This window comes from Paraperlucidibaca sp., from assembly GCF_982810325.1.
In genome coordinates, this window is sequence record NZ_CEYEMI010000012.1 from 1 (window position 1) to 24,126 (window position 24,126).

Annotated in this window: 23 protein-coding genes; 12 read left to right on the top strand and 11 right to left on the bottom strand. The window is 54.7% G+C overall.

Going from position 1 to position 24,126, the window contains the following annotated elements; genetic code table 11:
- Nucleotides 1-95: 95 nt before the first annotated feature.
- The 11 genes from AC3DKE_RS05845 to mobA all read right to left on the bottom strand — a co-directional run bounded on the left by AC3DKE_RS05845 (nucleotide 96) and on the right by mobA (nucleotide 8,718).
- On the bottom strand, nucleotides 96-1,514 hold the full coding sequence (locus tag AC3DKE_RS05845) for an aminotransferase-like domain-containing protein (RefSeq protein ID WP_379068271.1): 1,419 nt from the start codon (nucleotides 1,512-1,514) through the stop codon (nucleotides 96-98).
- Nucleotides 1,515-1,792: 278 nt separating this feature from the next.
- Nucleotides 1,793-2,662, bottom strand: a complete 870-nt coding sequence (locus AC3DKE_RS05850) for an ATP-binding cassette domain-containing protein (protein ID WP_487990217.1) — start codon at nucleotides 2,660-2,662, stop codon at nucleotides 1,793-1,795.
- On the bottom strand, nucleotides 2,659-3,351 hold the full coding sequence (gene modB, locus AC3DKE_RS05855) for a molybdate ABC transporter permease subunit (protein WP_411729722.1): 693 nt from the start codon (nucleotides 3,349-3,351) through the stop codon (nucleotides 2,659-2,661). The genes AC3DKE_RS05850 and modB overlap by 4 nt, the downstream gene beginning before the upstream one ends.
- Nucleotides 3,348-4,100, bottom strand: a complete 753-nt coding sequence (gene modA / locus AC3DKE_RS05860) for a molybdate ABC transporter substrate-binding protein (RefSeq protein WP_487990218.1) — start codon at nucleotides 4,098-4,100, stop codon at nucleotides 3,348-3,350. Before modA ends, modB begins: the two co-directional genes overlap by 4 nt.
- A 1-nt stretch (nucleotide 4,101) precedes the next feature.
- The gene (gene moaA, locus AC3DKE_RS05865; RefSeq protein ID WP_411729720.1) at nucleotides 4,102-5,139 is read right to left on the bottom strand and encodes a GTP 3',8-cyclase MoaA; all 1,038 of its coding nucleotides are present in this window, start codon (nucleotides 5,137-5,139) and stop codon (nucleotides 4,102-4,104) included.
- Nucleotides 5,136-6,359 carry a molybdopterin molybdotransferase MoeA gene (locus AC3DKE_RS05870; protein WP_411729719.1) on the bottom strand — a complete coding sequence of 408 codons (1,224 nt, stop codon included), beginning with the start codon at nucleotides 6,357-6,359 and terminating at the stop codon, nucleotides 5,136-5,138. The genes moaA and AC3DKE_RS05870 overlap by 4 nt, the downstream gene beginning before the upstream one ends.
- Nucleotides 6,356-6,922 (bottom strand): molybdenum cofactor biosynthesis protein B, encoded by a 567-nt coding sequence (moaB, locus tag AC3DKE_RS05875; protein ID WP_487990219.1) that lies wholly within the window; start codon nucleotides 6,920-6,922, stop codon nucleotides 6,356-6,358. The genes AC3DKE_RS05870 and moaB overlap by 4 nt, the downstream gene beginning before the upstream one ends.
- A gap of 33 nt (nucleotides 6,923-6,955) precedes the next feature.
- Nucleotides 6,956-7,375: a molybdenum cofactor biosynthesis protein MoaE gene (locus AC3DKE_RS05880; RefSeq protein WP_340676311.1), complete on the bottom strand. Its 420-nt coding sequence runs from the start codon at nucleotides 7,373-7,375 to the stop codon at nucleotides 6,956-6,958.
- A gap of 2 nt (nucleotides 7,376-7,377) precedes the next feature.
- On the bottom strand, nucleotides 7,378-7,623 hold the full coding sequence (locus AC3DKE_RS05885) for a MoaD/ThiS family protein (protein WP_379068290.1): 246 nt from the start codon (nucleotides 7,621-7,623) through the stop codon (nucleotides 7,378-7,380).
- Complete coding sequence (gene moaC / locus AC3DKE_RS05890) at nucleotides 7,620-8,138, bottom strand: cyclic pyranopterin monophosphate synthase MoaC (RefSeq protein WP_379068293.1); 519 nt, start codon at nucleotides 8,136-8,138, stop codon at nucleotides 7,620-7,622. Before moaC ends, AC3DKE_RS05885 begins: the two co-directional genes overlap by 4 nt.
- Entirely contained in the window at nucleotides 8,122-8,718 is a 597-nt protein-coding gene (mobA, locus tag AC3DKE_RS05895) for a molybdenum cofactor guanylyltransferase MobA (protein WP_340676314.1), read from the bottom strand. Before mobA ends, moaC begins: the two co-directional genes overlap by 17 nt.
- An 87-nt stretch (nucleotides 8,719-8,805) precedes the next feature.
- Between mobA and AC3DKE_RS05900 the strand changes: the two genes are divergently transcribed.
- From AC3DKE_RS05900 to AC3DKE_RS05955, 12 genes are all read left to right on the top strand, one after another.
- Nucleotides 8,806-9,405, top strand: coding sequence for an ANTAR domain-containing response regulator (locus AC3DKE_RS05900; RefSeq protein WP_340676315.1), 600 nt, complete (start codon nucleotides 8,806-8,808; stop codon nucleotides 9,403-9,405).
- Between the two features lies 1 nt (nucleotide 9,406).
- Nucleotides 9,407-10,591 carry a CmpA/NrtA family ABC transporter substrate-binding protein gene (locus AC3DKE_RS05905; protein ID WP_379068299.1) on the top strand — a complete coding sequence of 395 codons (1,185 nt, stop codon included), beginning with the start codon at nucleotides 9,407-9,409 and terminating at the stop codon, nucleotides 10,589-10,591.
- A 260-nt stretch (nucleotides 10,592-10,851) separates the two neighbouring features.
- A complete protein-coding gene (locus tag AC3DKE_RS05910; RefSeq protein ID WP_340676317.1) occupies nucleotides 10,852-12,219 on the top strand; it encodes a CmpA/NrtA family ABC transporter substrate-binding protein in 1,368 nt (455 codons plus the stop codon).
- 21 nt (nucleotides 12,220-12,240) lie between these two features.
- Nucleotides 12,241-13,179 (top strand): ABC transporter permease, encoded by a 939-nt coding sequence (locus tag AC3DKE_RS05915; protein WP_340676318.1) that lies wholly within the window; start codon nucleotides 12,241-12,243, stop codon nucleotides 13,177-13,179.
- Between the two features lies 1 nt (nucleotide 13,180).
- Complete coding sequence (locus AC3DKE_RS05920) at nucleotides 13,181-13,978, top strand: ABC transporter ATP-binding protein (RefSeq protein WP_340676319.1); 798 nt, start codon at nucleotides 13,181-13,183, stop codon at nucleotides 13,976-13,978.
- Nucleotides 13,979-13,981: 3 nt separating this feature from the next.
- Complete coding sequence (gene nirB, locus AC3DKE_RS05925) at nucleotides 13,982-16,528, top strand: nitrite reductase large subunit NirB (RefSeq protein ID WP_340676320.1); 2,547 nt, start codon at nucleotides 13,982-13,984, stop codon at nucleotides 16,526-16,528.
- Entirely contained in the window at nucleotides 16,525-16,884 is a 360-nt protein-coding gene (gene nirD / locus AC3DKE_RS05930) for a nitrite reductase small subunit NirD (RefSeq protein WP_340676321.1), read from the top strand. The genes nirB and nirD overlap by 4 nt, the downstream gene beginning before the upstream one ends.
- A gap of 2 nt (nucleotides 16,885-16,886) precedes the next feature.
- The gene (locus AC3DKE_RS05935) at nucleotides 16,887-18,101 is read left to right on the top strand and encodes an NAD(P)/FAD-dependent oxidoreductase (protein WP_340676322.1); all 1,215 of its coding nucleotides are present in this window, start codon (nucleotides 16,887-16,889) and stop codon (nucleotides 18,099-18,101) included.
- Entirely contained in the window at nucleotides 18,101-20,770 is a 2,670-nt protein-coding gene (locus AC3DKE_RS05940) for a nitrate reductase (protein WP_487990220.1), read from the top strand. Before AC3DKE_RS05935 ends, AC3DKE_RS05940 begins: the two co-directional genes overlap by 1 nt.
- A complete protein-coding gene (locus AC3DKE_RS05945; protein WP_487990221.1) occupies nucleotides 20,767-21,978 on the top strand; it encodes an alginate export family protein in 1,212 nt (403 codons plus the stop codon). The genes AC3DKE_RS05940 and AC3DKE_RS05945 overlap by 4 nt, the downstream gene beginning before the upstream one ends.
- Nucleotides 21,979-22,060: 82 nt before the next feature.
- Nucleotides 22,061-22,978: a PhzF family phenazine biosynthesis protein gene (locus tag AC3DKE_RS05950; RefSeq protein WP_484216413.1), complete on the top strand. Its 918-nt coding sequence runs from the start codon at nucleotides 22,061-22,063 to the stop codon at nucleotides 22,976-22,978.
- Nucleotides 22,979-23,111: 133 nt separating this feature from the next.
- Nucleotides 23,112-24,071 (top strand): beta-ketoacyl-ACP synthase III, encoded by a 960-nt coding sequence (locus AC3DKE_RS05955; protein WP_340676326.1) that lies wholly within the window; start codon nucleotides 23,112-23,114, stop codon nucleotides 24,069-24,071.
- Nucleotides 24,072-24,126: the final 55 nt, after the last annotated feature.

Here is a 24,126-nt window from a genome sequence, read left to right on the forward strand (position 1 = left end):
GTTGTAGTTATTGAGCTTGGTCATGCTACGAGGATGGGAAGGGGATATAACAGGTACAGATTCGTTTAAAGCAGTGATACAGATGGAGTGGAGCACTAGATGCGTTTCGCCATGTCGCCCAGTTGGGTAATAGCCGATCGCAGTTTGTCATCCAGTGGTGCACCTGCGTTTAAGCGTAGGTAGTCGAAGTGTCTCGGGCCTGCGGAAAATACTGAGCCGGGAAAGATATGAATACCTTTTGCCAGAGCTTGGTCAAATAGCAATCTGGAGTCTATTTGGTCAGGCAGGCCGACCCAGAGTACGCAGCCGCCGGTAGGAGGCTCAATACGAGTTCCTTCTGGGAAAGCCTTAAGTACGGTAGCGACAGTCTCTTGTGTTTGCACAGCAAGCTTTTGTCGCAACTGCTGTACATGCTGCGCATAGAAGCCACTTTCCATGAGCCTCGCCATCAGTAGCTGTGGAGTTGATGCCGTGGTAATGCTGCTGATCTGTTTGAGTTCTCGCAAGCGATGGTGAAAGCGTCCGGGAGCAACCCAGCCGAGTCTGATGCCTGGCATTAATGATTTAGAGAATGAGTTGCAGTAAATAACCATCCCAGCCTCATCGTATGCCTTGGCTGGTAGGCAGTCTCCAGCATAAACAGTATCGCCCCATATATCGTTTTCAATCAGCGGTATGTTGTAGCGAGTGGCTAGTTTCACTAGCTTCTGCTTGCGATCTTCTGACATGGTAAATCCTAGCGGATTTTGTGCATTACATGAGACTAGACAGGCACTTACTTGCTGACGTTTGAATACTTGCTCTAAGGCATCGAGGCATATTCCATTACGATAATCAGTAGGGATTTCAAGCGCTTTGCGCTGCATAACTTCCAGTGCTAGGAGGGTGCCATAGTAGCTTGGAGTTTCTACTGCGACGGTGTCACCACGTTGAGTAACTGTTCTGAGTGCTAGTTCAATAGCCTCCATGCAGCCATTGGTGACTATCAAATCTTCTTGAGCAATGGGTACTGGATAATTCAGGCTGCGCTTAGCTAACTGACTGGTGAACTTAGTGTAGCCATGCGGGTGCATGTAATCCCAAGCGTCTAGAGGCTGCCGGCGAGTTACTCCACGCATAGTACGTAATACATGTTCGATTGGCATGATTTCGCGAGCAGGTAAGGCGATGCCTAAGCGGACTAGATGCTCCTCAATATGAGGCTCCATATAGTGAAAAATATCTTCACTTAAAGATACCTCTACCGGTAGTAGCGGGAAGTGAGCTACGTTACTTGGACAGATTTTAGGCAAGCTATGATTTGTGACAAACACGCCTGAGCGCGGACGAATGTCGATAAGCTCATCGGACTCAAGCTGACGAAAGCACAGCATGATGGTGTTGATGCTGACTCCGAAAACTTGACTGAGTCGACGCATGGACGGGAGCTTTTCTCCTACATGGTAGCTGCCACCCAGTATTTGGTTGCGTAACCGCTGACTGATGTTCTCATAAAGGAAGCGCTCATCTGCCATAGGGCTATTGCCTCGACTACTAGCTTAATTATTGTGATATTGAGTAGAAGCGCAGGCAAACCATGGTCTAAATAAGCGCTTAAGTAGTTAGAGCTTCGCTCACACTCAGTTGAGTGTCCAATTAGCGCGATAATAAAAAGCCGATCAAGTGGCTTGATAGTATCTAGTATGTAATATAGGTGTTATCAAATTAACTCACTGCTCGTGATAATTCGTCGATGAGTACATATAAACGACATCTATTTCATCCCCGCATCATCTCTTGCTGAGTCTGAAAGTTAACGTGCCAGTACTTTTTCTAACGCTTCACAGCGGGCTTTAAGGTGCTGGTTTTCTGCTTTCAATATGGCCATTTCTGTACGCGTTGCATCATAGATTTCGCGCAAGCTAACCAATAGTTCAGGCGCAGGGCCTTGTTGTAAAACCTTGCCATCGACCAAATGAATAATGTCATGCGCCAATGCGGCGACCTCATCGAGATCGTGGCTAACATAGATGATGGGCAGTAGTTGTGCGGCGCAGAGGCGCTGAATATAGGGTAGTACAGTTGCGCGCTGGTGTTGGTCGACACTGGCCAGAGGCTCATCTAAAAGCAGTAATGACGGCTGGCTTAGCAGGGCGCGTGCGAGGGCGACGCGTTGGCGCTCGCCACCAGAGAGCTTCTCTATGCGGTGCTGTAGCAAGGGGGCTAGGGCTAATAGCTCAATGACTTCTTCGGCGGAGACGCGCAAAGTGCGTTTTTGCGCACGGCGTTGAGCATAGTTGAGATTGCCCTGCACGTTTAGGTGCGCAAATAGGTCTGCGCTTTGGCAGACATAGGCGAGGCCGCGCTGATGCGTCGGGACCTGCATTGATGCATCTTGCCAGAGCGTTTGGCGAAAACGAATGCTGCCGCAGGTCATGGCCTGCAAGCCGGCAATACAGCGCAAAAGCGTCGTTTTCCCAGCACCTGATGGGCCATAAATTGCGGTGACACCAGTCAGTGAAAAGTGGGTGCTTATCTGTAAATGAAAGGCTTGTGGGCCATGGCTAAGGTCGATTTCCAGCGCGAGTGTATCGCTAATGTCGTTGTTGCTATTTTCTACGCTAGACGAGCTTATGGTGCCTACGCTGAGGCCGTGCATGCTCTTTTGGGATGGCGCATTCATGGCCGCGATCTCACTAGCATAAGCGCGCGCGGAGATCGGCTATAGAGCACGAGCAAGGTGATGAACGAGAACGCTAGCAGTACCGCTGCCAGTCCATGGGCTTGGCCATAATTCATCGCTTCAACATGATCATAAAGTGCCACCGAGACCACGCGCGTCTCATCGGGAATGTTGCCGCCTATCATTAACACCACGCCAAATTCGCCCACGGTATGAGCAAAGCCAAGCAGGGCGGCGCTGATGAATCCGGGTTTGGCCAGCGGCAATATCACGCTAAAAAAACGATCGATCGGGCCCGCACCTAAGGTGGCTGCGGCGTCGAGCTGGCTTTTCGGTATCGCCTCCATGGCATTTTGGATGGGCTGCACGACAAAAGGCAGCGAGTAGCACACCGAGGCCAGCACGAGGCCGGAAAAATGAAACGGCAAATAGCCCAAGCCCAGCGCGTGCGTGAGTTGGCCAATGGCACCGTGCGGGCCCATGCCCAGTAAAAAGTAAAAGCCGATAACGGTCGGTGGTAGCACCAAAGGCAGTGCGACTATGGCACTGATGGGCCCACGCCAGCGCGAGGCCGTAGTCGCTAACCACCAAGCCAAAGGTGTGCAAATAACTAGCAGCACAATGGTGACGGTGGTGGCGAGTTTCACCGTGAGCCACAGGGCGACGAGGTCATCGGCCGAGAAGCTCATGGCTTGATCTCGGGCGTATCGTAGCCGGCACGGCGAATCCGCTCTTGCGCCGATGCGCTGCGCATGAATTGCCAAAAAGCACGATTGGCGGGCGTGTCGTGCAGCAGTAGCGCATCTTGCCTGATGGCTCGGTGCAGGGTGCTGGGCACTAGCCAATGGCTGCCCGTGTTTGGCTCAGCCTGCCATTGCGCGAGCGCAATGAAGCCCAGCTCGGCATTGCCGGTGGCGACAAACTGATAGGTCTGCGCGATGTTTTCGCCCATGACCCAGCGCGTGCGCGTGGCATCGCTGAGCTTGAGTGCGGTGAGTACGTCGAGCGCCGCTAGTCCATAAGGTGCGAGCTTTGGATTGGCCAGAGCTAAGCGCTGAAAGTTTGTGTGTAGAACCCGGCCTTGAGCATCGACGAGTTTTGCTTGCGACGACCACAGCACCAAGCGGCCAATGGCATAGGTGTAGCGATTTTGCACTGGCGCAAGGCCAGCATCGATGAGCGCTTGCGGCTTACTCGTATCGGCGGAATAAAATAAATCGTAAGGCGCGCCATGAAGAATTTGCGCGGCGAGCAGTCCTGAGGAGCCTGTTACTACGCGTACTTGATGCGCTTGCTCGTGTTGAAAGCGTTCGGCGAGCAGGCGCAAGGTTGGCGCAAAGTTTGCCGCCACAGCCACAGTAATGGTTTCTGCGTGCGTGAGTGCGGGCTGTGCCCAGAGCAATAGACTGACGCAAAGGAAGGCGAGACGAGAGTTCACCTTAGCCACCGCTCACACTCATAAAGCGCACCAATTGCTCGCCATCGTGCTGAAAATCATGGCTCGCGGGCTTATGAGTCAGCGCATTGTGCAGCGCGCGCCGTACTTCATGATCATCAGCGGGATATTGGCGAATGAGATCGCGCAAGGACAAAGACTCTTCTTGTCCTAAGCACAGCAAAAGCCTGCCCTCGGCGGTCAGGCGTAGGCGATTACAGCTAGCGCAAAAGGTGTTGGAGTGTGGCGAAATAAAACCAATGCGGCTGTTCGGATAGCCTTGCGCTTGCATATAGCGCGCAGGCCCAGCGTGGGCATCGGTGTTGATAAGCGGCGTTAACGCGTAGTGCTCGGCTAGGCGCTCGGCAATGTCGGCGCTGCTGATAAAGGATGCAGCGCGATTGCGCCCAACATCGCCCAAGGGCATTTCTTCGATGAAACAAATATCTATCTCACGTGCTAATGCAAAGGCGACTAAATCGAGAATTTCATCGTCATTGCTGCCGCGCAAAATCACGCTGTTAAGGCGTATGCGTTTAAAGCCCTGTGCGACAGCGGCGTCTATGCCAGCAATCACATCGGCGAGTACGCCATGGCGTGTGATGTAGCGGAAGCGCTCGGCTTCTAGGCTATCTAGACTGATATTGAGGCGACTGACGCCAGCTTGTTTGAGTGCGATGGCATGGTTGGCGAGCTGGCGGCCATTGGTGCTGAGTACTAGCTCGTCGAGGCCGGGTAGTGCGGCTAGGTCTTCGCAAATGGCAATGATGTCGGGGCGAGTCAGAGGCTCGCCACCGGTGAGGCGAATTTTGCGCACGCCCTCGGCGACAAACAGACTGGCGAGGCGATGGATTTCAGCGCGCGTGAGCGTCTGTTCGCGCGGCAAAAACTGCATGTCATCGGCCATGCAATAGCGGCAGCGAAGATCACAACGATCGGTGACAGACAGGCGCAGGTAGTTGATTTGCCGGCCAAGGCCATCGATAAGGCCGGTACGCGGAGCGGCGCCGCTGCTAGTGAGGCCGTGCGCAGCGCTAGTCATGACAGCAGGCTGGCATAAGGTAAAAATGGCACCGGCTCGCCAGCGACTAAGCTGCGTCCAGCTTCAATCATCGCCAGGCCATCGCTGGCGCAGGCGGGGCTGAGCATGGCTGAACCTTGCTGTGCATGTAGCGTCACGCCGCCACTGTTGGTGAGCGAAGCGCGAAGATATTGCCGCCGCGGTTTTGCCTTCGGCCATGAAAACTCGGCACTCAGTGCGTAGGCGGCTTCTTGCACATGCTGCTGGCCCTGAAGTCGACGCAGATACGGCTTGGCAATAATCATCGCCGTGATCAATGCCGATGTGGGGTTGCCCGGCAGCCCAAGCCACGGGCGCTGACCGACGCGACCAAAGGCCAGCGGTTTGCCGGGCTGAATGGCGACGCGCCATAGTGCGAGTTCACCAAGTTCGCTGACCACCGCTTTCAGATGGTCTTCCTCGCCAACCGAGACGCCGCCGGAGCTGATTAACACGTCGCATTGGCTGCTTAAAGCACGGAAGGCGGAGCGTAGTGCGGCGGGTTGGTCGGGCACGATGCCGCTATTGATAACATCGAAGCCCCAGCCGCGAAAAAGCGCGGCCAAGCCAGGGCCGTTGGCATTGGCTATTTGTCCGGCAGCCAGTGCTGATCCTGCTTCGCGCAGCTCATTGCCAGTGGATAAAAGGCCTATGCGCAAGGGCTGAAAGACGCTGACTTTGGCTTGGCCTAGGCTGGCGAGCAGAGCGATTTCATTGGCGCTTAAACGTGTGCCGGCGCTGAGTACGAGACTGCCGCGAGCGAGCTCTTCGCCTTGGGCACGGACATTGGCGGCGAGTGTGGTGATGGGGATGCTGATGCGGTCGCCTTCGCGTAGGCAATGCTCTTGCGCTACTACGGTGTCGGCACCAGCGGGTAGTGGCGCGCCGGTGAATATTCGGCGCGCATGGCTAGGTGTTAGTGCAGATCCACTGCCATCGCCAGCGGCTAGGCGGCCATCGATAGCTAGTGATGTCATTGAGGTTTGCAGGTCGGCAGCGGCCACGGCGTAGCCATCCATGGCGCTATTGGCCCACGCTGGTACATCGTGTGGAGCGACAATATCTTCAGCTAAAACTCGGCCAGATGCTGCACTCAGCGGCAATCGGATACGGGCAGTGGGCGCGATCGCTTGGGCTAATAATTGCGCAATGACGGCATCGACGGTGAGCAGTCCGGGGCTGTCGCAGGCAGAAGTAGTCATCCTCGTGACTCGCAAGCGGCGGTGCGGGTATCTCGCAAATGCGGGACGAAATTACAGGGGCGCGTGCGGCTATCAAGCTGCCCACTGAGCAACTCCTGCCATGCCGTGCGGCAGGCATTGGTCGAGCCCGGCAAGCAGCAAATCAAGGTGCCATTACTGATGCCAGCTAGGGCGCGCGACTGCATGGTGCTATTGCCTATATCGGCAAGTGAGACTTGGCGAAAGCGTTCACCAAACCCATCCACGACGCGCTCTAGCAGAGGTGCCACCGCTTGCGGTGTGATGTCGCGCGGCGTGAAGCCTGTGCCACCGGTCATCAACACGACTTGGATGCTGGAATCGTTAATCCAGGTGCAGAGGCGCTCGCGAATTTGCCAGATATCATCGTGCACGATGGCGCGCGCGGCGAGGTGATGGCCATCGGCTTCGAGCATGTCCACGAGCGTTTGCCCTGAGCTATCGGTGGCATGTGTGCGTGTATCGCTGATGGTGAGCACAGCGATTTGTAGCGACTCGGGCGCGCTGCTTGCTTCTGTGCTGTGTGCGGCAATAGGCGATGACATGATGTTTTCCAATACAATTAAGGGGTTAGGCCGTTACGTGGGGATTAGCCAAACGCGCTGCGCGCTGTCCAGCTGGGTTTCGCGCTTCCATAGCGGCACTTGGCTTTTCAGTTGATCCATGAGGTAGCTTGCCGCTTCAAAGGCGGCTTGCCGATGCGCGCTGGCGACGGCAACAAAGACGATAACTTCACCGCAAGCCAAGTCACCGACACGATGCACGATGTCGACGGCGTGCAGAGGCCATTGTGCACAGGCGCTGATCTCTAGCTCGTCGAGCATGCGCTCGGTCATGCCGGGGTAGTGCTCTAAATACAGTGAGCTGACGGCTTGGCCATGGCTGGCATCGCGCACCAGGCCGGTAAAGCTGACGACTGCACCAGCGCTATGGCTGGGCTCGAAGGCGTCGAGTCGGTGACCTGGCCGGATGACATCTGTTGTGATTGATGTGGCCATGTTTAGCCCCCCGTCATCTGCGGGAAAAATGCGATTTCATCGCCATCGGCGATAGCGCTTTTAAGGCTACACAATGTTTGATTACGCGCGCAGCAGAGCTTTGGGTCGGCCAATACAGCCCAGTTATCGCCGCGACCCAGCAGCGCATCGCGGAGATCGGCAATGCTTGTCACATCGACTTCGATGCGTTCTCGCTCAATGCCCAGAGCTTCTCGATAGCGAGCAAATAAACAGAGCTCGATGATCATGTTGTCGGTCTCAAAGTGGCCGCTACGTCTGTGTCATCTGCCAAAAAGTGACCACTGGCACCACCAGACTTTTCTATTAAGCGAATGTGCTCAATGCACATGCCGCGATCTACTGCCTTGCACATGTCATAGAGCGTTAGTGCAGCCACGCTAGCAGCGGTCAACGCCTCCATTTCCACGCCGGTGCGGCCGTTGAGTTTGCAGCGGGTGCGGATGCGCACAGCATCATTTGCGCAGGCTGCTAGTTCGACTTCAACGGCGCTGAGCGCGAGGGCGTGGCAGAGCGGAATGAGATCGTGTGTGCGTTTTGCTGCGCAGATACCAGCTATGCGTGCGACGGCAAAGACATCGCCTTTCGGCATATCGCCGGCAATGAGCCGCTCAAGCGTACTTGGCAGCATGCGCACAATGGCCTCCGCCCGAGCTTCACGCACAGTCACAGCCTTGTCGCTAACATCCACCATCTGCGCATGGCCTTGTGCATCGAGGTGGGTGAATTTAGGGACAGATGGCATGAAGTTGCTCCGGATTATTGATATTGACCAAGCGGCTATCGCCTACGGGGTACTGCAAGGCTTGTGCCTGTTGTGCCAGCAGAAACCGCAACGGGCTTCGCTCACCAGCCAGCCATGCCTGATCTAAGGCAGGGCCTAAGTGGCTAGGCCAGAGGCTAAAGAGTGGTTGCCATTGCTGTGCTTGTTGCAGCATGACTGCTTGATTTTGGTGTGCTGAACTGTGCACTCGTAGCGCATTTAAGATTTCAGTGGTCACTTTTGGTGCATCACAAGGCAATACCAGTAACTGCGTATGCCGGCAGTGCGCTAGGCCGGTGCGAATGCCTGCTAGTGGTCCAGAGAAATCATCATTGTCATCGCTTAGACAGTGCCGGCTATAACGGGCGTACTCATCCTCGTGGCGATTACATGAAATCAGCACGTCATTGCTGACTTCATGTGCCATGTCGGCTAGCCACGCTATTAAAGGGCGGCCATGCCAAGGCAGTAGGCCTTTATCACGCCCACCCATGCGCAAGCCGCGTCCGCCGCAAAGCAGCAGAACGGAGCAAGGTGGCAGTAGGGTCAAGTCAGTATTCATGCTGAATTTATGCAATGACCGTGCCCAACTCAATTTTTGGCATATGCCTTGCAGCAACTAACTATCGATTTTTGAGTATTTACCGCCGTGACCCCACCTTCTCCTGCGCTCAGTGTCATGTTGGTTGATGACCAAGCGCCGCGCATGGCCTTGCTCGAGCAAGCGCTCAGCGATCAGGGCTTTCGCGTGGTCGCCAAATTGATTAGTGCCGCTGGCCTGATTGCCGCTGTGCGTGCCCATGAGCCCGACGTCATCATCATTGATATCGATTCGCCCGACCGCGACACCTTAGACGCCATGGCGAGCTTGCATCGCGATGCGCCGCGTCCGGTGGTTATGTTTACTGCCGATGGTGACAGCAGCACCATTGAGCGAGCGGTGCAGGCTGGCGTGAGTGCTTATGTCGCTGGTGGTGTGAAGGCCGATCGCGTGCGCCCAATTGTGGATGTCGCTATTGCGCGCTTTCGTGAGTATCACGCGTTGCGCTCGGAGTTAGAGGCCACGCGCCATCAATTAGCCGATCGCAAACGCATTGATCAAGCCAAACTTATGCTGATGAAAAGCCGTGGTTTAAGCGAGGAAGAGGCCTACAAAGCACTGCGCAAATTGGCCATGGATCGTGGTCAGCGACTGGGTGAAGTAGCGACCAATGTGCTGGCGGTATTGCAGCTATTAGAGGGGAAATAGGGTGTCTAAGTCTGCAGTGGTGCGTATCGGCTATATGCCGTTGACCGATAGTTTGCCGCTACTGGCAGCCGAAGCGTGGGGCTATTTTGCCGATGAAGGCGTGCAGGTGGCGCTACAGTGCGAAACCTCCTGGGCAACTTTGCGCGACCGCTTAACGGTCGGACAAATTGATGCAGCACCTTTATTAGCCCCCATGGTGTTATCGACAACGCTGGGGCTGGCGGGTCTGCAAGTGCCTTTAATGACTGCCTACGGCCTTGGCCGCAACGGCAATGCCATCACGGTATCAAAGGCGCTGTTTAGTGAACTCAGCGATGTTGCTGTCGCTGACTCGCCGCTAGCGTGCGCCCATGCGCTAGCCGACTGCATACGCCAGCGACGCCAGCGCCATCAAAAGCAACTGGTCTGGGCTGTGGTTTTCCCTTTTTCTAGCCACGCCTATTTGCTGCGCTATTGGCTGGCCTCGGCGGGTATTGATCCTGATCAAGACATCAAGATGGTGGTGTTGCCGCCGTCGCAGATGGCTGACCATTTGCGCTTGGGTCATATCGATGGTTTTTGCTCGGGCGAGCCGTGGAATAGCTGGGCGCTGATGAGTGGTGCTGGCCAGGTCTTGCTCACTGGCCATCAGATTTGGCAAAACGCGCCAGAAAAGGTGCTCGGCGTCAGTGTGCGCTGGGCGGAGCAGCATCCGCAGCAGCATGCTGCGCTAGTGCGTGCATTATTTCGCGCCGGCGAGCGAGTTGCGCGAGAGCCTGAGGCGGCCTTAGGCATACTTGCAGAGCAGTACACAATGGCTGTGCCGCAAGACTGTTTAGCTTTGCCGTTCCAGGGGCGGCTGCCGATAGGCTTGGCGCAGCAGCCGGTGGCCGCGAGCCACTTTCATCAATTTGGTGGAGCCGACGCCAACTTTCCATGGCAGTCGCAGGCGCGTTGGTTATTGCTACAAATGCATTGTTGGCAGCAACTGCCTGAGCGTTTGCCATCTGAACTTATTGCTAGTTGCTGGCGGCCAGACTGTTATCGAGAGTTTTTGCACGACTTAACCGATGCTCCATGTGCCGACGCAAAGGTTGAAGGCGAACATGATCAGTCGGCCTCTATGGCTGGTGTGCGTGACCGCCTAGCCATTCTGCCCGATGCTTTTATTGATGCTGCCTGCTACCCCAGCGTGCTTAGTCCATGATGGTGCATTAGACCCATAGCTAGTGCATTCGTGGTGCAGCGCTACGCGTAAATACCCACATATTGTCCTACAAAATGTGCCTAAGTGATTGAAAGTAGCGTTTTAGCTTGGTTGGCACGGCGGTTGCAATAACTCTTATATGCAAGACCAATGACGGTCTTCACAGCACACAATTTACGTTGAGCAATGGCGCTCACTGCAAAACCCTAGATGTCTGGGGTCAGGCAGTGGGCGTTTTTTTTGTCCAAGGAGATGCATCGATGGCATATCGCAGACTGAAATCTTGGCTTGTAGTGGCCGGCTTAGCCGCCGCACTGCCGGTTATGGCACAGGCCAAAGTAGGCTTTCCGGAAAAAGATGAGCTTAAGCTGGGCTTTATTAAGCTGACTGATATGGCGCCGTTAGCGGTTGCTTATGATCGTGGCTATTTCGAAGATGAAGGCTTGTATGTCTCGCTAGAAGCGCAGGCGAACTGGAAAGTGCTGCTAGATCGTGTGATTTCCGGTGAGCTCGATGGTGCCCATATGTTGGCAGGGCAACCGTTGGGAGCCACCTTGGGCTATGGCACGAAGGCCGAGATCATCACGGCATTCACCATGGACCTCAACGGCAACGCCTGCACTATGTCTAATGACTTGTGGGCGAAAATGAAGAAGCAGGTGCCGATGAAGGGCGGCAAGCCAGTTCATCCGATCTCTGCTAGCACGTTGAAGCCGGTGGTGGATCAAGCCTTAAAGCAAGGTAAGCCACTGAAGTTTGGCATGGTGTTTCCGGTATCGACCCACAACTATGAACTACGTTACTGGTTGGCAGCGGGTGGTATTAACCCCGGATTCTATGCGCCGCAGCGCGGCAATACCGCCGGTAATTTGAAGGCAGACGTGCAGATTTCTGTGACTCCGCCGCCACAAATGCCTTCGACACTAGAGGCTGGCACGATCAATGGTTATTGCGTCGGTGAGCCATGGAATCAGCAGGCAGTCTTTCGTGGCATTGGCGTGCCGGTGATCGCTGATCAGGCCATTCGTAACAATGTCGCGGAGAAGGTTTTCGGGGTTAGCCGGCAATGGGCCGAGGCGCATCCAAACACGCATATTCGCCTCGTGAAAGCGCTGATTCGCGCAGGCCAATGGCTAGATGCAAACAACAACGCCAATCGTCCGGCAGCAGCCAAGCTTATTAGTAAGTCCATCTATGTCGGCGCCGACTATCCCATCATTGCTAACAGCATGACCGGCAAGTTTGAGTTCGAGAAAGGTGATCAACGCTCACTGCCAGACTTCAATGTGTTCTTCCGTTACCACGCTACCTACCCGTTCTATTCCGATGCGGTCTGGTATCTCACGCAAATGCGTCGCTGGGGACAAATCCCTGAAGCCAAGCCTGATGGCTGGTATCTGGAAATGGCCAAGCGCGTGTTTCGCCCTGACATCTACCGTCAAGCAGCGCAGGAGCTGATTAGCGAAGGCAAGTTGAAGGCCAGTGACTTTCCAGACTTCGCCACTGAAAGTGGGTTTCGTCCAGTCAAGGCAACGACGTTTATCGATGGCATCAGTTTCGATGGCCGCAAGCCAAATGCCTATATCGATAGCTTCCGCATTGGCCTGAAAGGCAAGCAAGTTCCTTAAGTTGTGTAAGAGATTGCTCATATGAATTCATTAATGAACGTCACGCGCTCTTGTTTGCGCCAAGCCATAGCTCCGTTATTAGGGCTGCTGGTGTTCCTCATGATCTGGCAAGTGGCATCGAGCCGTATCGATACCATGTTGGGTAAGTTTCCAGGCCCTATGCAGGTTGTGGAGCAGGCGCAAAACCTAGTAGCGGAGCATCGTGCTCAGCGCGCAAAGGGTGATGCGTTTTCTGAGCGCCAAGAGCTTCGCATTGCCGAGCGTTTGGCTGTTGAGCCTGATTGGCAGCCAGTGCGTCGCCAGTACACCGGCGCGCCGACGTTCTTTGATCAGATCATCACCAGCTTGGTGACCGTGCTGGCAGGTTTCGTGGTGGCTTCTGTGTTGGCGATTCCGCTCGGCATCGTGATGGGCCTGAGTCATTTTGCGCATCAGGCCATAAACCCTATCGTGCAGCTGTTTCGACCGGTGTCGCCATTGGCTTGGTTGCCTTTGGTGACTCTGGTGGTGGCTTCGGTCTACACCAGCGCAGACCCCATGATGTCGCGCTCGTTTGTGGTGTCGATGATCACCGTCACGCTCTGCTGCATATGGCCGACGCTGCTTAACACAGCTGTTGGTGTACAGGCGGTGAGCAGTGATCTCAATAACGTCAGTCGTGTTTTGCGCCTGAACTGGTTCACCCATGTCATCAAAATCGTCCTGCCATCAGCAGTTCCTATGATGTTCGCCGGTCTGCGCGTGTCCTTGGGCATTGCATGGATGGTGTTGATTGCTGCCGAAATGCTGGCGCAGAACCCCGGTCTCGGTAAGTTCGTTTGGGATGAGTTTCAAAATGGTAGTTCGCAGTCGCTCAGTCGCATCATGACCGCGGTCATTGTTATTGGTCTGATTGGTTTTGCGCTTGATCGAGTGATGCTGTTGCTGCAACGAAAAGTCGATTGGCAGTCCGGAGAATGACATGAAGACATTATTAGAAATTTCCAATGTGGGCATGTCGTTTAACACGGCCAGCGGTAGCTATAACGCCTTGAAAGAGGTCAATTTAAAAATTGCTGAAGGTGAGTTTGTCTCGCTCATTGGCCACTCCGGCTGCGGCAAATCAACCGTGCTCAATCTTGTTGGCGGCCTGCTGCAAGCGACTAGTGGCGGCATTATTTTGGATGGCAAAGAGGTTTGCGAGCCAGGTCCAGAGCGCGCCATTGTCTTTCAAAATCACTCCTTGCTGCCATGGCTGACGGTTTGGGAAAACGTCGAATTAGCGGTGCGTACAGTGTTTCGTGGGCAAAAAACGCGCGCTGAAATGAATGAGTGGATAGCGCATAACCTGAACTTGGTGCACATGAGTCACGCCTTGCATAAACGCCCCTCGGAGATTTCTGGTGGCATGAAGCAGCGTGTCGGCATTGCCCGAGCCTTGGCTATGCAGCCTCGTGTATTGCTCATGGATGAGCCTTTCGGTGCCTTGGATGCCCTGACGCGTGCACATTTGCAAGACACCTTGATGGAGATTCAGCGCGACCTAAACAACACCGTGATCATGATTACTCACGATGTCGATGAGGCGGTTTTGCTCTCCGACCGTATCGTCATGATGACCAATGGCCCGTCGGCCACTGTTGGCGAAATCTTAGAGATCGACTTGCCGCGCCCACGTCATCGTTTGGCACTTGCTGACGACCCGCACTACACGCATTTGCGTCATAGCGTGCTGCAATTTTTATATGAAAAACAATCACACGTTGTGGCAGGAGATTAAGACATGAAACCCACACGTTTAGTCGTCATTGGTAATGGCATGGTTGGACAGCGCTTCTTAGAAGAGATCATGGCGCGTGAGCTAGCGCTAGAGATCACGGTGTTTTCGGAAGAAGCGCGAGTGGCCTATGACCGTGTCCAGCTCAGCAGTTATTTCTCTGGCGCCAGCGCAGAAGACTTAAGTTTAGTGACTCCAGGCTTCTTCGCTGAGCACGGCATTCGTCTCATGCTCGGCGAGTCGGTGCAGCGTATCGATCGCGAGCGTTGTGTTGTGGTTGGCTCTGCCGGTAGCGAAGTGCCTTATGACACGCTGGTGCTGGCAACTGGCTCATATCCTTTTGTGCCACCGATCGAAGGTAATGATCGGGAAGGCTGCCATGTCTATCGCACCATCGACGATCTCGATGCTATTGCAGCAACCGCTAAAAGCAGTCGTAGCGGTGTTGTCATCGGCGGTGGCTTGCTTGGCCTAGAAGCCGCCAAAGCGCTTAAGGATTTAGGCTTAGAGACGCATGTGGTGGAGTTTGCCCCACAGCTGATGGCGGTTCAGCTCGATGTCCAAGGTGGCACATTGCTGCGTGAAAAAATTGCCGCTCTAGATGTCAGTGTGCATACCGGTAAAGCGACTCAGCGCATTGAAGCAGGAGATTCGCAGCGCCACCGCTTGGTGTTTGCTGATGGCGAGCTAGAAACCGACTTGGTGCTATTTTCGGCCGGCATTCGTCCTCGCGATCAGCTCGCACGTGACGCTGGGATACTGGTTGGTGAGCGTGGTGGAGTCATTATTGATGATCATTGCGCGACGTCTGATCCTGCGATTTTTGCCATTGGTGAAGTGGCACTTTGGTCAGGCCGCATTTACGGCTTAGTTGCTCCTGGCTATGACATGGCGCGTCAACTCGCAGCGCATTTGGCCAAGGATGAGAAGGCCAAGTTTCAAGGTGCAGACATGAGCACCAAGCTTAAATTGCTTGGCGTTGAAGTTGGCTCTATTGGCGATGCGCAAGCACGCACCGTCGGTGCGCGTATCTGTCAAATCGACGATAGCGTCGCTGGCACATATAAAAAGCTGGTATTGAATGCCGCAGGTGACCGCCTTTTGGGGGCCGTATTGGTTGGCGACACCAGCGATTACGGCACACTGCTGCAATATCATCTCAATGACATGGCCTTGCCTAGCTCGCCACTGTCGATGATTTTGCCGGCAGGCGATGGTAAGCCGGCGCTCGGCGTTGATGCCTTGCCGGATAGTGCACAAATCTGCTCCTGCAATAACGTCAGTAAAGGTGACCTCTGCTCTGCTATTAGCCAAGGCTGCTGCACCATGGCGGGTCTCAAGTCAGAGACGCGCGCCTCGGCGACCTGCGGTGGCTGCACAGCACTGGTCAAACAAGTTTTGGATGCCGAACTGAAACGCCAAGGCGTGGCGGTTAACAACCATCTTTGCGAGCATTTTGCCTATAGCCGCCAAGAGCTCTATCACCTGGTACGCATCAATGGCATTCGCCAGTTTGATGCCCTGATTAAAGATCACGGCCGTGGTCATGGCTGTGAGATTTGCAAGCCAGCGGCGGCCTCGATTTTCGCCTCGTGCTGGAATGACTTTGTGCTCGACAAGCCGCATGTGGGCTTGCAAGACACCAACGATAACTTCCTCGCCAACTTGCAAAAAGACGGCAGCTACTCGGTGGTGCCGCGCATCCCCGGTGGTGAAATCACGCCAGAGAAACTCATTGTTATCGGTGAGGTGGCGAAAAAATACGACCTCTACACCAAGATTACTGGCGGCCAACGCATCGATTTATTTGGTGCTCGCGTGGAGCAGCTGCCGCTGATTTGGCGTGACCTCGTTGACGAGGGATTCGAATCTGGCCATGCCTACGGTAAGTCGCTGCGCACGGTGAAATCCTGTGTCGGCTCTACTTGGTGTCGCTATGGCGTGCAGGATTCAGTGGCCATGGCGATCTTCCTCGAAGAGCGCTATCGCGGCCTGCGTTCACCGCACAAATTGAAAATGGCGGTGTCGGGCTGCACACGTGAGTGCGCCGAAGCGCAAAGCAAAGACGTTGGTGTCATTGCCACTGAAAAAGGCTGGAACTTATACCTTTGCGGCAATGGTGGCATGCGTCCTCGTCATGCGGAGTTGTTTGCCAGCGATCTCGATGACGCCACCTTGGTGCGCTATATCGATCGCTTCTTGATGTTCTACATCCGCACCGCCGACCGTCTGCAACGTACCTCGGTCTGGCGCGACAACCTCGAAGGCGGCCTGAGCTATCTGCAAGCCGTGGTCATCGACGACTCCTTAGGTCTGGCTGATGAGCTGGAATCACATATGCAAGCCGTGGTCGACACCTATGCCTGCGAGTGGAAACGCACCATTGAGGATCCAGTGGCCATGGGTCGCTTCCGTCCATTCCTAAATGATGACAGCGCTGACGAAGCCTTGGTCTATGTGCGTGAGCGTGGTCAAAAGCGCCCAGCGCGCCTTAGCGAAAAAGCCACTGATGCGATGGCAGCGAGAATCCCTGTTTTGGAGACACAGTCATGAGCTTAGCAACGCCAACCCACGCCATCTTTGATGATTGGCACGAAATCTGCGGCAGCGATGAAATCATCACAGGCACGGGTATGCCGGCGCGTGTGCTCGGTCGACAGCTCGCCATTTTCAGCACCGATGAAGGCTACTTTGCCCTCGGTAACTGCGATCCATTTAGCGGCGCTAATGTGCTAGCACGCGGCATCATTGGCGACATTGGCGGCAAGCTAGTGGTGGCTTCGCCGGTGTACAAACAACACTTCTGTTTACGCACCGGCATTTGCTTGGAAGACATGAGCGTAACCGTGCCCGTGTGGCGCGTGAACGTGCGTGATGGCCGAGTTTTCGTCAGCGAAGGCGAGCGCTAATCATGACTGCGCGCCGGCTACTCATCATTGGTAATGGCATGGCTGCTACGCGCCTGCTCGATGAGCTGCTGGCGCGCGGCATGTCAGGTTCAGATATTGCCGTTGTCGGTGAGGAAGATGCGCACGGTTACAACCGCATTGCGCTGTCGCCTTGGCTAGCTGGTGAAAAAAGCTTAGAGCAGCTCATTACCCATGATGCCGAATGGTACGCCGCACACGATATTGCCCTCTATCTTGCCGATCCAGTGGTGAGTGTGGCTATCGCGAAGCGTGAAGTTTGCTTGGCATCAGGTCGGGTATTAGCTTGGCAGCAGCTGGTGTTTGCCACTGGCTCGCGCGCCACACGCCTGAGCATTCCAGGCCATGACCTTGCTGGCGTGAATGTCTTTCGCAGCTTGGCCGATGCCGAAGCGATTGCTGCGACGGCGGTGGCAGGGCAGCGCGCAGTCGTTATTGGCGGCGGCTTGCTTGGTCTGGAGGCTGCGTGGGGATTGCGTCAGCGCGGCCTTGAGGTGAGCGTGGTGCATAACGGCGAGTGGCTGATGAATCGCCAGCTCGATGCCGAGGCAGGCGCGTTGCTGGCGCAAGCTTTGAATGCGCGTGGCATAGCCTTGCATTTTGGCGCGCGCAGCGAGGCTTTTGTCGGCGATGGCGAGCTAGCTGGCTTACGTTTGAGGCTGAGTGCAGGGCAGGAGCAGGTTCTGCCCTGTGAGCTGGCGATTATGTCTTTGGGCATCACGCCCGAGATGAGCCTAGCGATTAGTGCTGGCCTGCGCTGTGCGCGTGCTATTTGCGTTGATGCTTGGCTGCGTAGTTCGGCAGAAAATGTTTTTGCCTTGGGTGAGTGTTGCGAGATCGATGGCGAATCCTTTGGCTTGGTGGCGCCGATTTATCAGCAAGCGAAAATTTTGGCCGATACCTTAATCGGCGTGTGTAACCTCGGTTATCGCCGTATCGCCTCGCCAACGCGCCTGAAGGTTACTGGTATCGATTTATTTTCGGCTGGTGAGCTGCACGATCTTGCCGACTGCAAAAGCATTGCGTGGCGAGATACTCAGCGCGGCCATTATCGGCGGCTATGGTTTCGACACCATCAGCTTATCGCCGCCGTACTTTTTGGCGATGTCGATGATGGCGGGGCCTTCTTTGATGTCATCGAGCAAGGCCTGCCAGTAGCCGATCCAGTGGCGCTAATGCTCACGGGCAGTGCCGCCTGATGGCCGATATCAAGACCACTTGCCCTTACTGCGGCGTTGGCTGCGGTGTCACCGCGACGACTTCTGAAGCCGGCGTTTCAGTGCGCGGCGATGAGTCGCATCCCGCCAATAATGGCCGACTCTGTGTAAAGGGTAGTGCGCTAGGTGACACTGTAGGGCTTGAGCGCCGCCTGCTTTATCCGCAAGTAGATGGTCTGCGTGCCAGCTGGGATCATGCAGCGCAGCAGATTGCTCGCCGTATGCAAGACACCATCGAGCGTTATGGCCCCGATGCGGTCGCGTTTTATGTCTCCGGCCAGCTCCTCACAGAAGATTATTACGTCGCCAATAAGCTCATGAAAGGCTTTATTGGCAGCGCTAATATCGACACCAATAGCCGCCTTTGTATGTCCACTGCGGTGGCGGCACATAAGCAAATTTTCGGCAGCGATAGCGTGCCTGGCTGTTATGAAGATTTGGAGCTGGCCGATTTAATCCTCCTGGTCGGCTCCAATATGGCGTGGACGCATCCGGTCGTCTATCAGCGCATTATCGCGGCAAAAAAAGCACGCCCCAGCCTACAAATTGTCGTGATTGATCCGCGGCGAACGGCTACTGCAGACAGCGCCGATAGTCATTTGCAGCTGACTCCCGGCAGTGATGGCTATCTGTTCGATGGCCTGCTCGCCTATGCCATTGCCAATGATCATCTTGACCATGAGTTTATTGCTGCTCATACCGATGGGTTCGCCGCGATGGCCGCCGCATGTTCAGCGCGCAACGCATCGCTGGCGGTCACTGCTACAGCAACAGGTCTATCTGAGGTCGCTTTAGACGCGTTTTATGCGCAGGTCTGTGCCACGCCGAAAACCGTCACGGTGTTTTCACAAGGCATTAATCAAGCCGCTGCCGGAGTCGATAACGCCAGCGCCATTTTGCAGTGCCACTTAGCGCTTGGGCAGATTGGAAAAAGCGGTGCAGGAGCGTTTTCCATGACCGGACAGCCCAATGCCATGGGCGGTCGTGAGGTTGGCGGTTTGGCGAATCAGCTCGCCGCGCATATGGATATTTTAAAGCCTGAGCACCGAGATCTGGTGTCACGCTTTTGGCAGACCGCCGACCTCGCACCGCGCCCGGGTTTAAAAGCCGTGGATATGTTTGAGGCGATGGCCTCCGGCAAAATTCGTTTTGTCTGGATCATTGCGACTAATCCCTTGGTGTCATTGCCAGATGCCAATCGCGTGCGTGACGCCTTGATCGCCTGCGATTGCGTCGTGGTATCGGATTGCGTGGATGACACCGATACCTTACGGCTAGCTGATATTCGCTTGCCTGCCGCTGGCTGGGGTGAAAAAGATGGCACGGTAACTAATTCTGAGCGTTGTATTTCGCGTCAGCGTGCATTCTTGCCTTTGCCTGGCGAGGCCAAGCCTGACTGGTGGGCGTTGAGTCAGGTGGCGAAGCATTTGGGCCATGCTCAGGCGTTTGACTACAGCAATTCAGCGGCAATTTTTCGTGAGCATGCGGCGCTGTCGGCTTTTGAAAATAACGGCAGTCGTGACTTCGATATTGGTGCGTTGGCGACCTGCTCAGATGCCGATTACGACGCCCTGATGCCCGTGCAATGGCCTATGCCGATAGCAAAGCCCGAAGGCACTGCGCGCTTATTTAGCGATGGCCATTTCTTTACAGCATCGGGGCGTGCTCAGTTTATTGATGCGCACCCGCAAGCGGCAAAAACCAGCTCGCCGAGCTTGCCATTTTTGCTCAATAGCGGACGTATTCGTGATCAATGGCACACCATGACGCGCACCGGTCGCAGTGCGCGCCTGCTCAGTCATATTGCCGAACCATTTATCGCTCTACACCCAGATGATCTCGCGCAAATTGGCGCTGAGCATGAGCAGTTACTCAGCGTGCATAACAGTTTTGGCGAGTGTGTCGTGCCTGCCATGGCGGACTCCGGCATAGCCCGTGGTCATGCATTCATGCCGATTCATTGGAGCGCGAGCAATGCCTCGCAAGCACGTGTCGGCAGCTTGGTTGCACCGCTGTGTGATCCTGTCTCGGGTCAGCCAGCCTTTAAACAATCACCGGTAGCGATTACGCCGCTGCGCAGCCAATGGCAGGGCATTTTGATTAGCCGCGTGGCATTGCAACTGCCTGAAAATCAGTACTGGTGTCGACACGACATTGGCGTTTGGCAGATATACACGCTGATGGGCGCTCGCTTGCCTGTATCCGCTGAGCTGATGGCGTTATGGCAAGGCACCGAAGCTCATCCTGCCAGTAGAAAATGGGCCAGCCTCGACGATGCGCTCGGTCTGCGTCACCACATCATTGGCTATGACAATGAGCAGCCGGTGCTTTGGTTTCTCGCGCAACCCGAACGCCCGCGCATCGATGAAGTATGGCTGCTCGATGCCCTCAGCCAGAACCAACTCAGTGCCCGTGAACTATCGCGCGGCGTGCCTAGCACTGGCAGCGATACCAGTGCGCTGGTGTGTAGCTGCCATCAAGTCAGAAGCCAGCGCTTGCTCGATGCAATTACCGATGGCCATCGTAGTGTTGAGGCTTTGGGCGCTTGTACGCGTGCTGGCACCAACTGCGGCTCCTGTATTCCTGAATTAAAAAAACTGCTCGCCGAGCAGATGCTTGTTGTGTCTCCCAACCCAGAGGTAATGCTATGAAAAACATCCCATGTCATGCCATTTTAGCGTGCGCTAGCGTATTGGCTGCACCGACCTATGCTGCTGATTCCGATGCCTTTGTACAGGCTATTACCAATGGTAAGACCACTGTAAATCTACGTCTGCGTCATGAGCTAGTCGATGATCAGGCGCAGTCACAAGATGCTAATGCCACCACGTTGCGCACGCGTTTGAGCTACACCAGCGCGGCGTGGCATAAGCTGAGTGCTGGTCTAGAGTTCGACTATGTTGCCGCTTTGGGCTCAGATCGCTTCAATGACACGCGCAATGGCAACGCCGCATTTCCCGTGGTGGCAGACCCTGATGGCGCTGATTTAAACCAAGCCTTTTTGCGCTATGAGCAAAGTGGCAATAGCGTCACAGTGGGGCGCCAGCGCATCAATATAGGCAACCAGCGTTTTGTGGGTGGCGTCGGTTGGCGGCAAAATGAGCAAACCTTTGATGCTATTCGTGGCCAATTCACGCCCTCTAAAAATGTGCTGGTCGACTACAGCTACATCGACAATACCCAGCGTATTTTTGGCCCAGAAAAAGGTAAGCCAGCGGCCAAGCTAGACAGTGATCATCATGTCGCGATGGTGACCTGGGCACTACGGCCTGAGCTGACCGCATCGACCTATGGCTATTGGCTGAGCTTTGCCGATGCCGCTGCCTTGTCTTCGCGTACGCTTGGCGTAGCGCTGACTGGCGAGCTTAAGCACAGTGATTTAGCACTAGACTATCGTGTCGAGGCCGCGCGCCAGCAGGACTATGACAATAATCCAGTAGCCTTTAGCGCCGATTATCACCACCTTGTGCTGGGCTTACGAGCCGCTGGTGTGCGTGTTGGTGTCGGCGAAGAACTGCTCGGTGCCGATGCCGGCGCTGGTGTTGCGCTACAAACACCGCTTGCCACAATGCATGCATTTCAAGGTTGGACCGACAAGTTTCTCAACACCCCAGCCACGGGTGTGAAAGATCGGTATATCGATCTTGGCACCAAGGTCTCTGGTGTGGCTTTAAAGGCGGTATGGCATGACTACACAGCCGATACGGGCTCAGCAAATTACGGACAAGAGTGGAACTTGCAGGCCAGTAAAACTTTGTTAAAGCGCTACACACTGACCGCAAAGTACGCAAATTATCGCGCCGATACACTCGCGAGAGATACGCAAAAAATCTGGCTAATGGCAGAGGCGGCGTTTTAGAGGGCAGCAATAGTTAGGTATAAACTATTGCTGAGGCGGAAAGTTAACGTGTCAATTTAGAAAATAATAAAGGATGTTGGTCATGACTCTTGCTTATTCCCTGCTTGATGTATTTGCTGACTCGCCGTTTCAAGGGGTGCAGGTTCCTGTAGTTTCGCTCAATGGTCAGGCGCTTTCTGATGAGCATAAGCAAGCCTTAGCGAGTGAGTTTTTACAGAGCGAAACGGTGTTTATTGACGCTAGTTCTGAGGCTGAGCCAGTCAGTGTATTTAATAGCAAAGGCCGCTGTTTATTTGGTGCACACACGATTCTTGCCGCATCATACGTCGCTTATGAGCAAGGCTTAGTAATTGACAAGGGCAAGTACAGCACACTGACTTTTACGCAGCAGAAGCAGGTTGTTGAAAGCTTTATTGATAAACAAGAAAATGGCCCTGGCGCCATTCAGTACTCACGTACTCTGGCGCCGACCATTGACCGCTATACGCCTGAAATTGCACAGCTTGCGGCTTTACTCAACACTGAAGAGCGCCATATTTCATTTAGCAAATATTCGCCGATGGTAGTAAGTGTAGATCGGCCAGTATTTGTCGTTCCATTCACGCGCCCTGAGCATGTTATTGCAGCCAGCCCTAATATTGAGCGCTGGTCTGAATTAGCAGGCCAAGTTTATACCCCGCAAATCTTCTTATTTTCGCCTGGTAGCATTACAGGCCAAACTCAATTTCATGGCCGCCTACTGAATATGGATCAGCCTCGAGATGATTTGCCCCCGATTGGTAGCATCATGCCCGAGTTTATTGCCTACCTCGCTGAGCAAACTGCGACTGCGCCGGGCACCCATATATTTTCGATTGATCGTGGCAGCATGACGACGCGCAAAAGCATTTTGCATGCTGAGTTTGACAAGCGCTCAGGCAGGGAAGTGCGCTGCCGCATTGGTGGTAATGTCATTAAGATGGGTAAGGGTGAGCTGTTCTACCCGATGCTGACAACTTAACTCGGCGTTTCTGGAAGCAGGTATTTTTGCAATTTCCAGCGCCTGTCGAACATAGACTTTTGACCTAAGTAGCGCACGTGACTGATTGGTCACGTATACTGCCGCCAACAATTTTTGTTGCTGAGCATTTACCATGGTTTATTCCAAAATTGTCGGAACTGGCAGTTACCTACCTGAGCGCATTGTCACCAATAGTGAGTTGCAAACACGCATTGAAACTAGTGATGAATGGATAGTTTCGCGCACGGGCATTGAGGCGCGTCATATTGCCGCTGAAGGCGAGCAAACCACTGATCTTGCTGAACATGCGGCTCGAGCCGCTATGGATTCCGCGGGTGTTTCAATTGAAGACATTGACCTCATCATTGTTGCCACCACCACGCCAGATAAAGTCTTTCCTAGCACGGCGTGTCTGCTACAAGCGCGTTTAGGCGTGAAGCAGGGCGCTGCATTTGATGTGCAGGCGGTGTGCACCGGCTTTGTTTATGCGCTAGCCGTTGCTGATAAATTCATCGCCTCTGGGCAGCATCGCTGCGCATTAGTTGTGGGCGCTGAGATTTTTTCACGGCTATTAGACTGGAGCGATCGCCGTACTTGCGTGCTATTTGGCGATGGCGCGGGTGCAGTGGTGTTAAAGGCATCAGAAACGCCGGGCATTTTGTCTAGCCATCTGCATTCCGATGGCAGCATGGGGCATATCCTGCAAGTCGATGGTGGTGTGTCAGCTGGCAAAATAGCCGACAACCCGTATTTGCAAATGGATGGTGCCGCGGTGTTTCGCCTAGCCACGCGTGTGCTGCATGAGTGCGCGATGGAGGCCTTAGAGCACAACGGCTTTGGCGTGGATGATCTTGATTGGCTAGTCCCGCATCAGGCCAATATGCGCATCATCAATAGCACGACCGACAAACTTGGCTTGCCACGCGAGCGCGTCATCACCACGGTGGCGAATCATGGCAATACCTCGGCGGCGTCTGTGCCGCTAGCGCTCGATGCTGCGGTGCGCGATCAGCGTATTAAGCCTGGCCAATTGGTGCTCATTGAAGGCGTCGGCGGCGGCATGACCTGGGGATCGGTGCTCTTTCGCTTATAACGCGAGCCCGCAATCAGGACGGGCGCCTGCAAAATCGGGATAATGGCTGCGACTA

What these genes read in the sequence shown, in the direction of transcription:
- nirD (WP_340676321.1), top strand. Translation starts at nt 16,525, where the DNA reads ATGAGCTTAGCAACGCCAACCCACGCCATCTTTGATGATTGGCACGAA.
- AC3DKE_RS05935 (WP_340676322.1), top strand. Translation starts at nt 16,887, where the DNA reads ATGACTGCGCGCCGGCTACTCATCATTGGTAATGGCATGGCTGCTACG.
- AC3DKE_RS05870 (WP_411729719.1), bottom strand. Translation starts at nt 6,359, where the DNA reads ATGACTACTTCTGCCTGCGACAGCCCCGGACTGCTCACCGTCGATGCC.
- AC3DKE_RS05845 (WP_379068271.1), bottom strand. Translation starts at nt 1,514, where the DNA reads ATGGCAGATGAGCGCTTCCTTTATGAGAACATCAGTCAGCGGTTACGC.
- modB (WP_411729722.1), bottom strand. Translation starts at nt 3,351, where the DNA reads ATGAGCTTCTCGGCCGATGACCTCGTCGCCCTGTGGCTCACGGTGAAA.
- AC3DKE_RS05885 (WP_379068290.1), bottom strand. Translation starts at nt 7,623, where the DNA reads ATGATCATCGAGCTCTGTTTATTTGCTCGCTATCGAGAAGCTCTGGGC.
- AC3DKE_RS05955 (WP_340676326.1), top strand. Translation starts at nt 23,112, where the DNA reads ATGGTTTATTCCAAAATTGTCGGAACTGGCAGTTACCTACCTGAGCGC.
- AC3DKE_RS05950 (WP_484216413.1), top strand. Translation starts at nt 22,061, where the DNA reads ATGACTCTTGCTTATTCCCTGCTTGATGTATTTGCTGACTCGCCGTTT.
- AC3DKE_RS05880 (WP_340676311.1), bottom strand. Translation starts at nt 7,375, where the DNA reads ATGGCCACATCAATCACAACAGATGTCATCCGGCCAGGTCACCGACTC.
- AC3DKE_RS05910 (WP_340676317.1), top strand. Translation starts at nt 10,852, where the DNA reads ATGGCATATCGCAGACTGAAATCTTGGCTTGTAGTGGCCGGCTTAGCC.
- nirB (WP_340676320.1), top strand. Translation starts at nt 13,982, where the DNA reads ATGAAACCCACACGTTTAGTCGTCATTGGTAATGGCATGGTTGGACAG.
- moaB (WP_487990219.1), bottom strand. Translation starts at nt 6,922, where the DNA reads ATGTCATCGCCTATTGCCGCACACAGCACAGAAGCAAGCAGCGCGCCC.
- AC3DKE_RS05850 (WP_487990217.1), bottom strand. Translation starts at nt 2,662, where the DNA reads ATGAATGCGCCATCCCAAAAGAGCATGCACGGCCTCAGCGTAGGCACC.
- AC3DKE_RS05920 (WP_340676319.1), top strand. Translation starts at nt 13,181, where the DNA reads ATGAAGACATTATTAGAAATTTCCAATGTGGGCATGTCGTTTAACACG.
- mobA (WP_340676314.1), bottom strand. Translation starts at nt 8,718, where the DNA reads ATGAATACTGACTTGACCCTACTGCCACCTTGCTCCGTTCTGCTGCTT.
- moaC (WP_379068293.1), bottom strand. Translation starts at nt 8,138, where the DNA reads ATGCCATCTGTCCCTAAATTCACCCACCTCGATGCACAAGGCCATGCG.
- moaA (WP_411729720.1), bottom strand. Translation starts at nt 5,139, where the DNA reads ATGACTAGCGCTGCGCACGGCCTCACTAGCAGCGGCGCCGCTCCGCGT.
- AC3DKE_RS05945 (WP_487990221.1), top strand. Translation starts at nt 20,767, where the DNA reads ATGAAAAACATCCCATGTCATGCCATTTTAGCGTGCGCTAGCGTATTG.
- AC3DKE_RS05940 (WP_487990220.1), top strand. Translation starts at nt 18,101, where the DNA reads ATGGCCGATATCAAGACCACTTGCCCTTACTGCGGCGTTGGCTGCGGT.
- AC3DKE_RS05915 (WP_340676318.1), top strand. Translation starts at nt 12,241, where the DNA reads ATGAATTCATTAATGAACGTCACGCGCTCTTGTTTGCGCCAAGCCATA.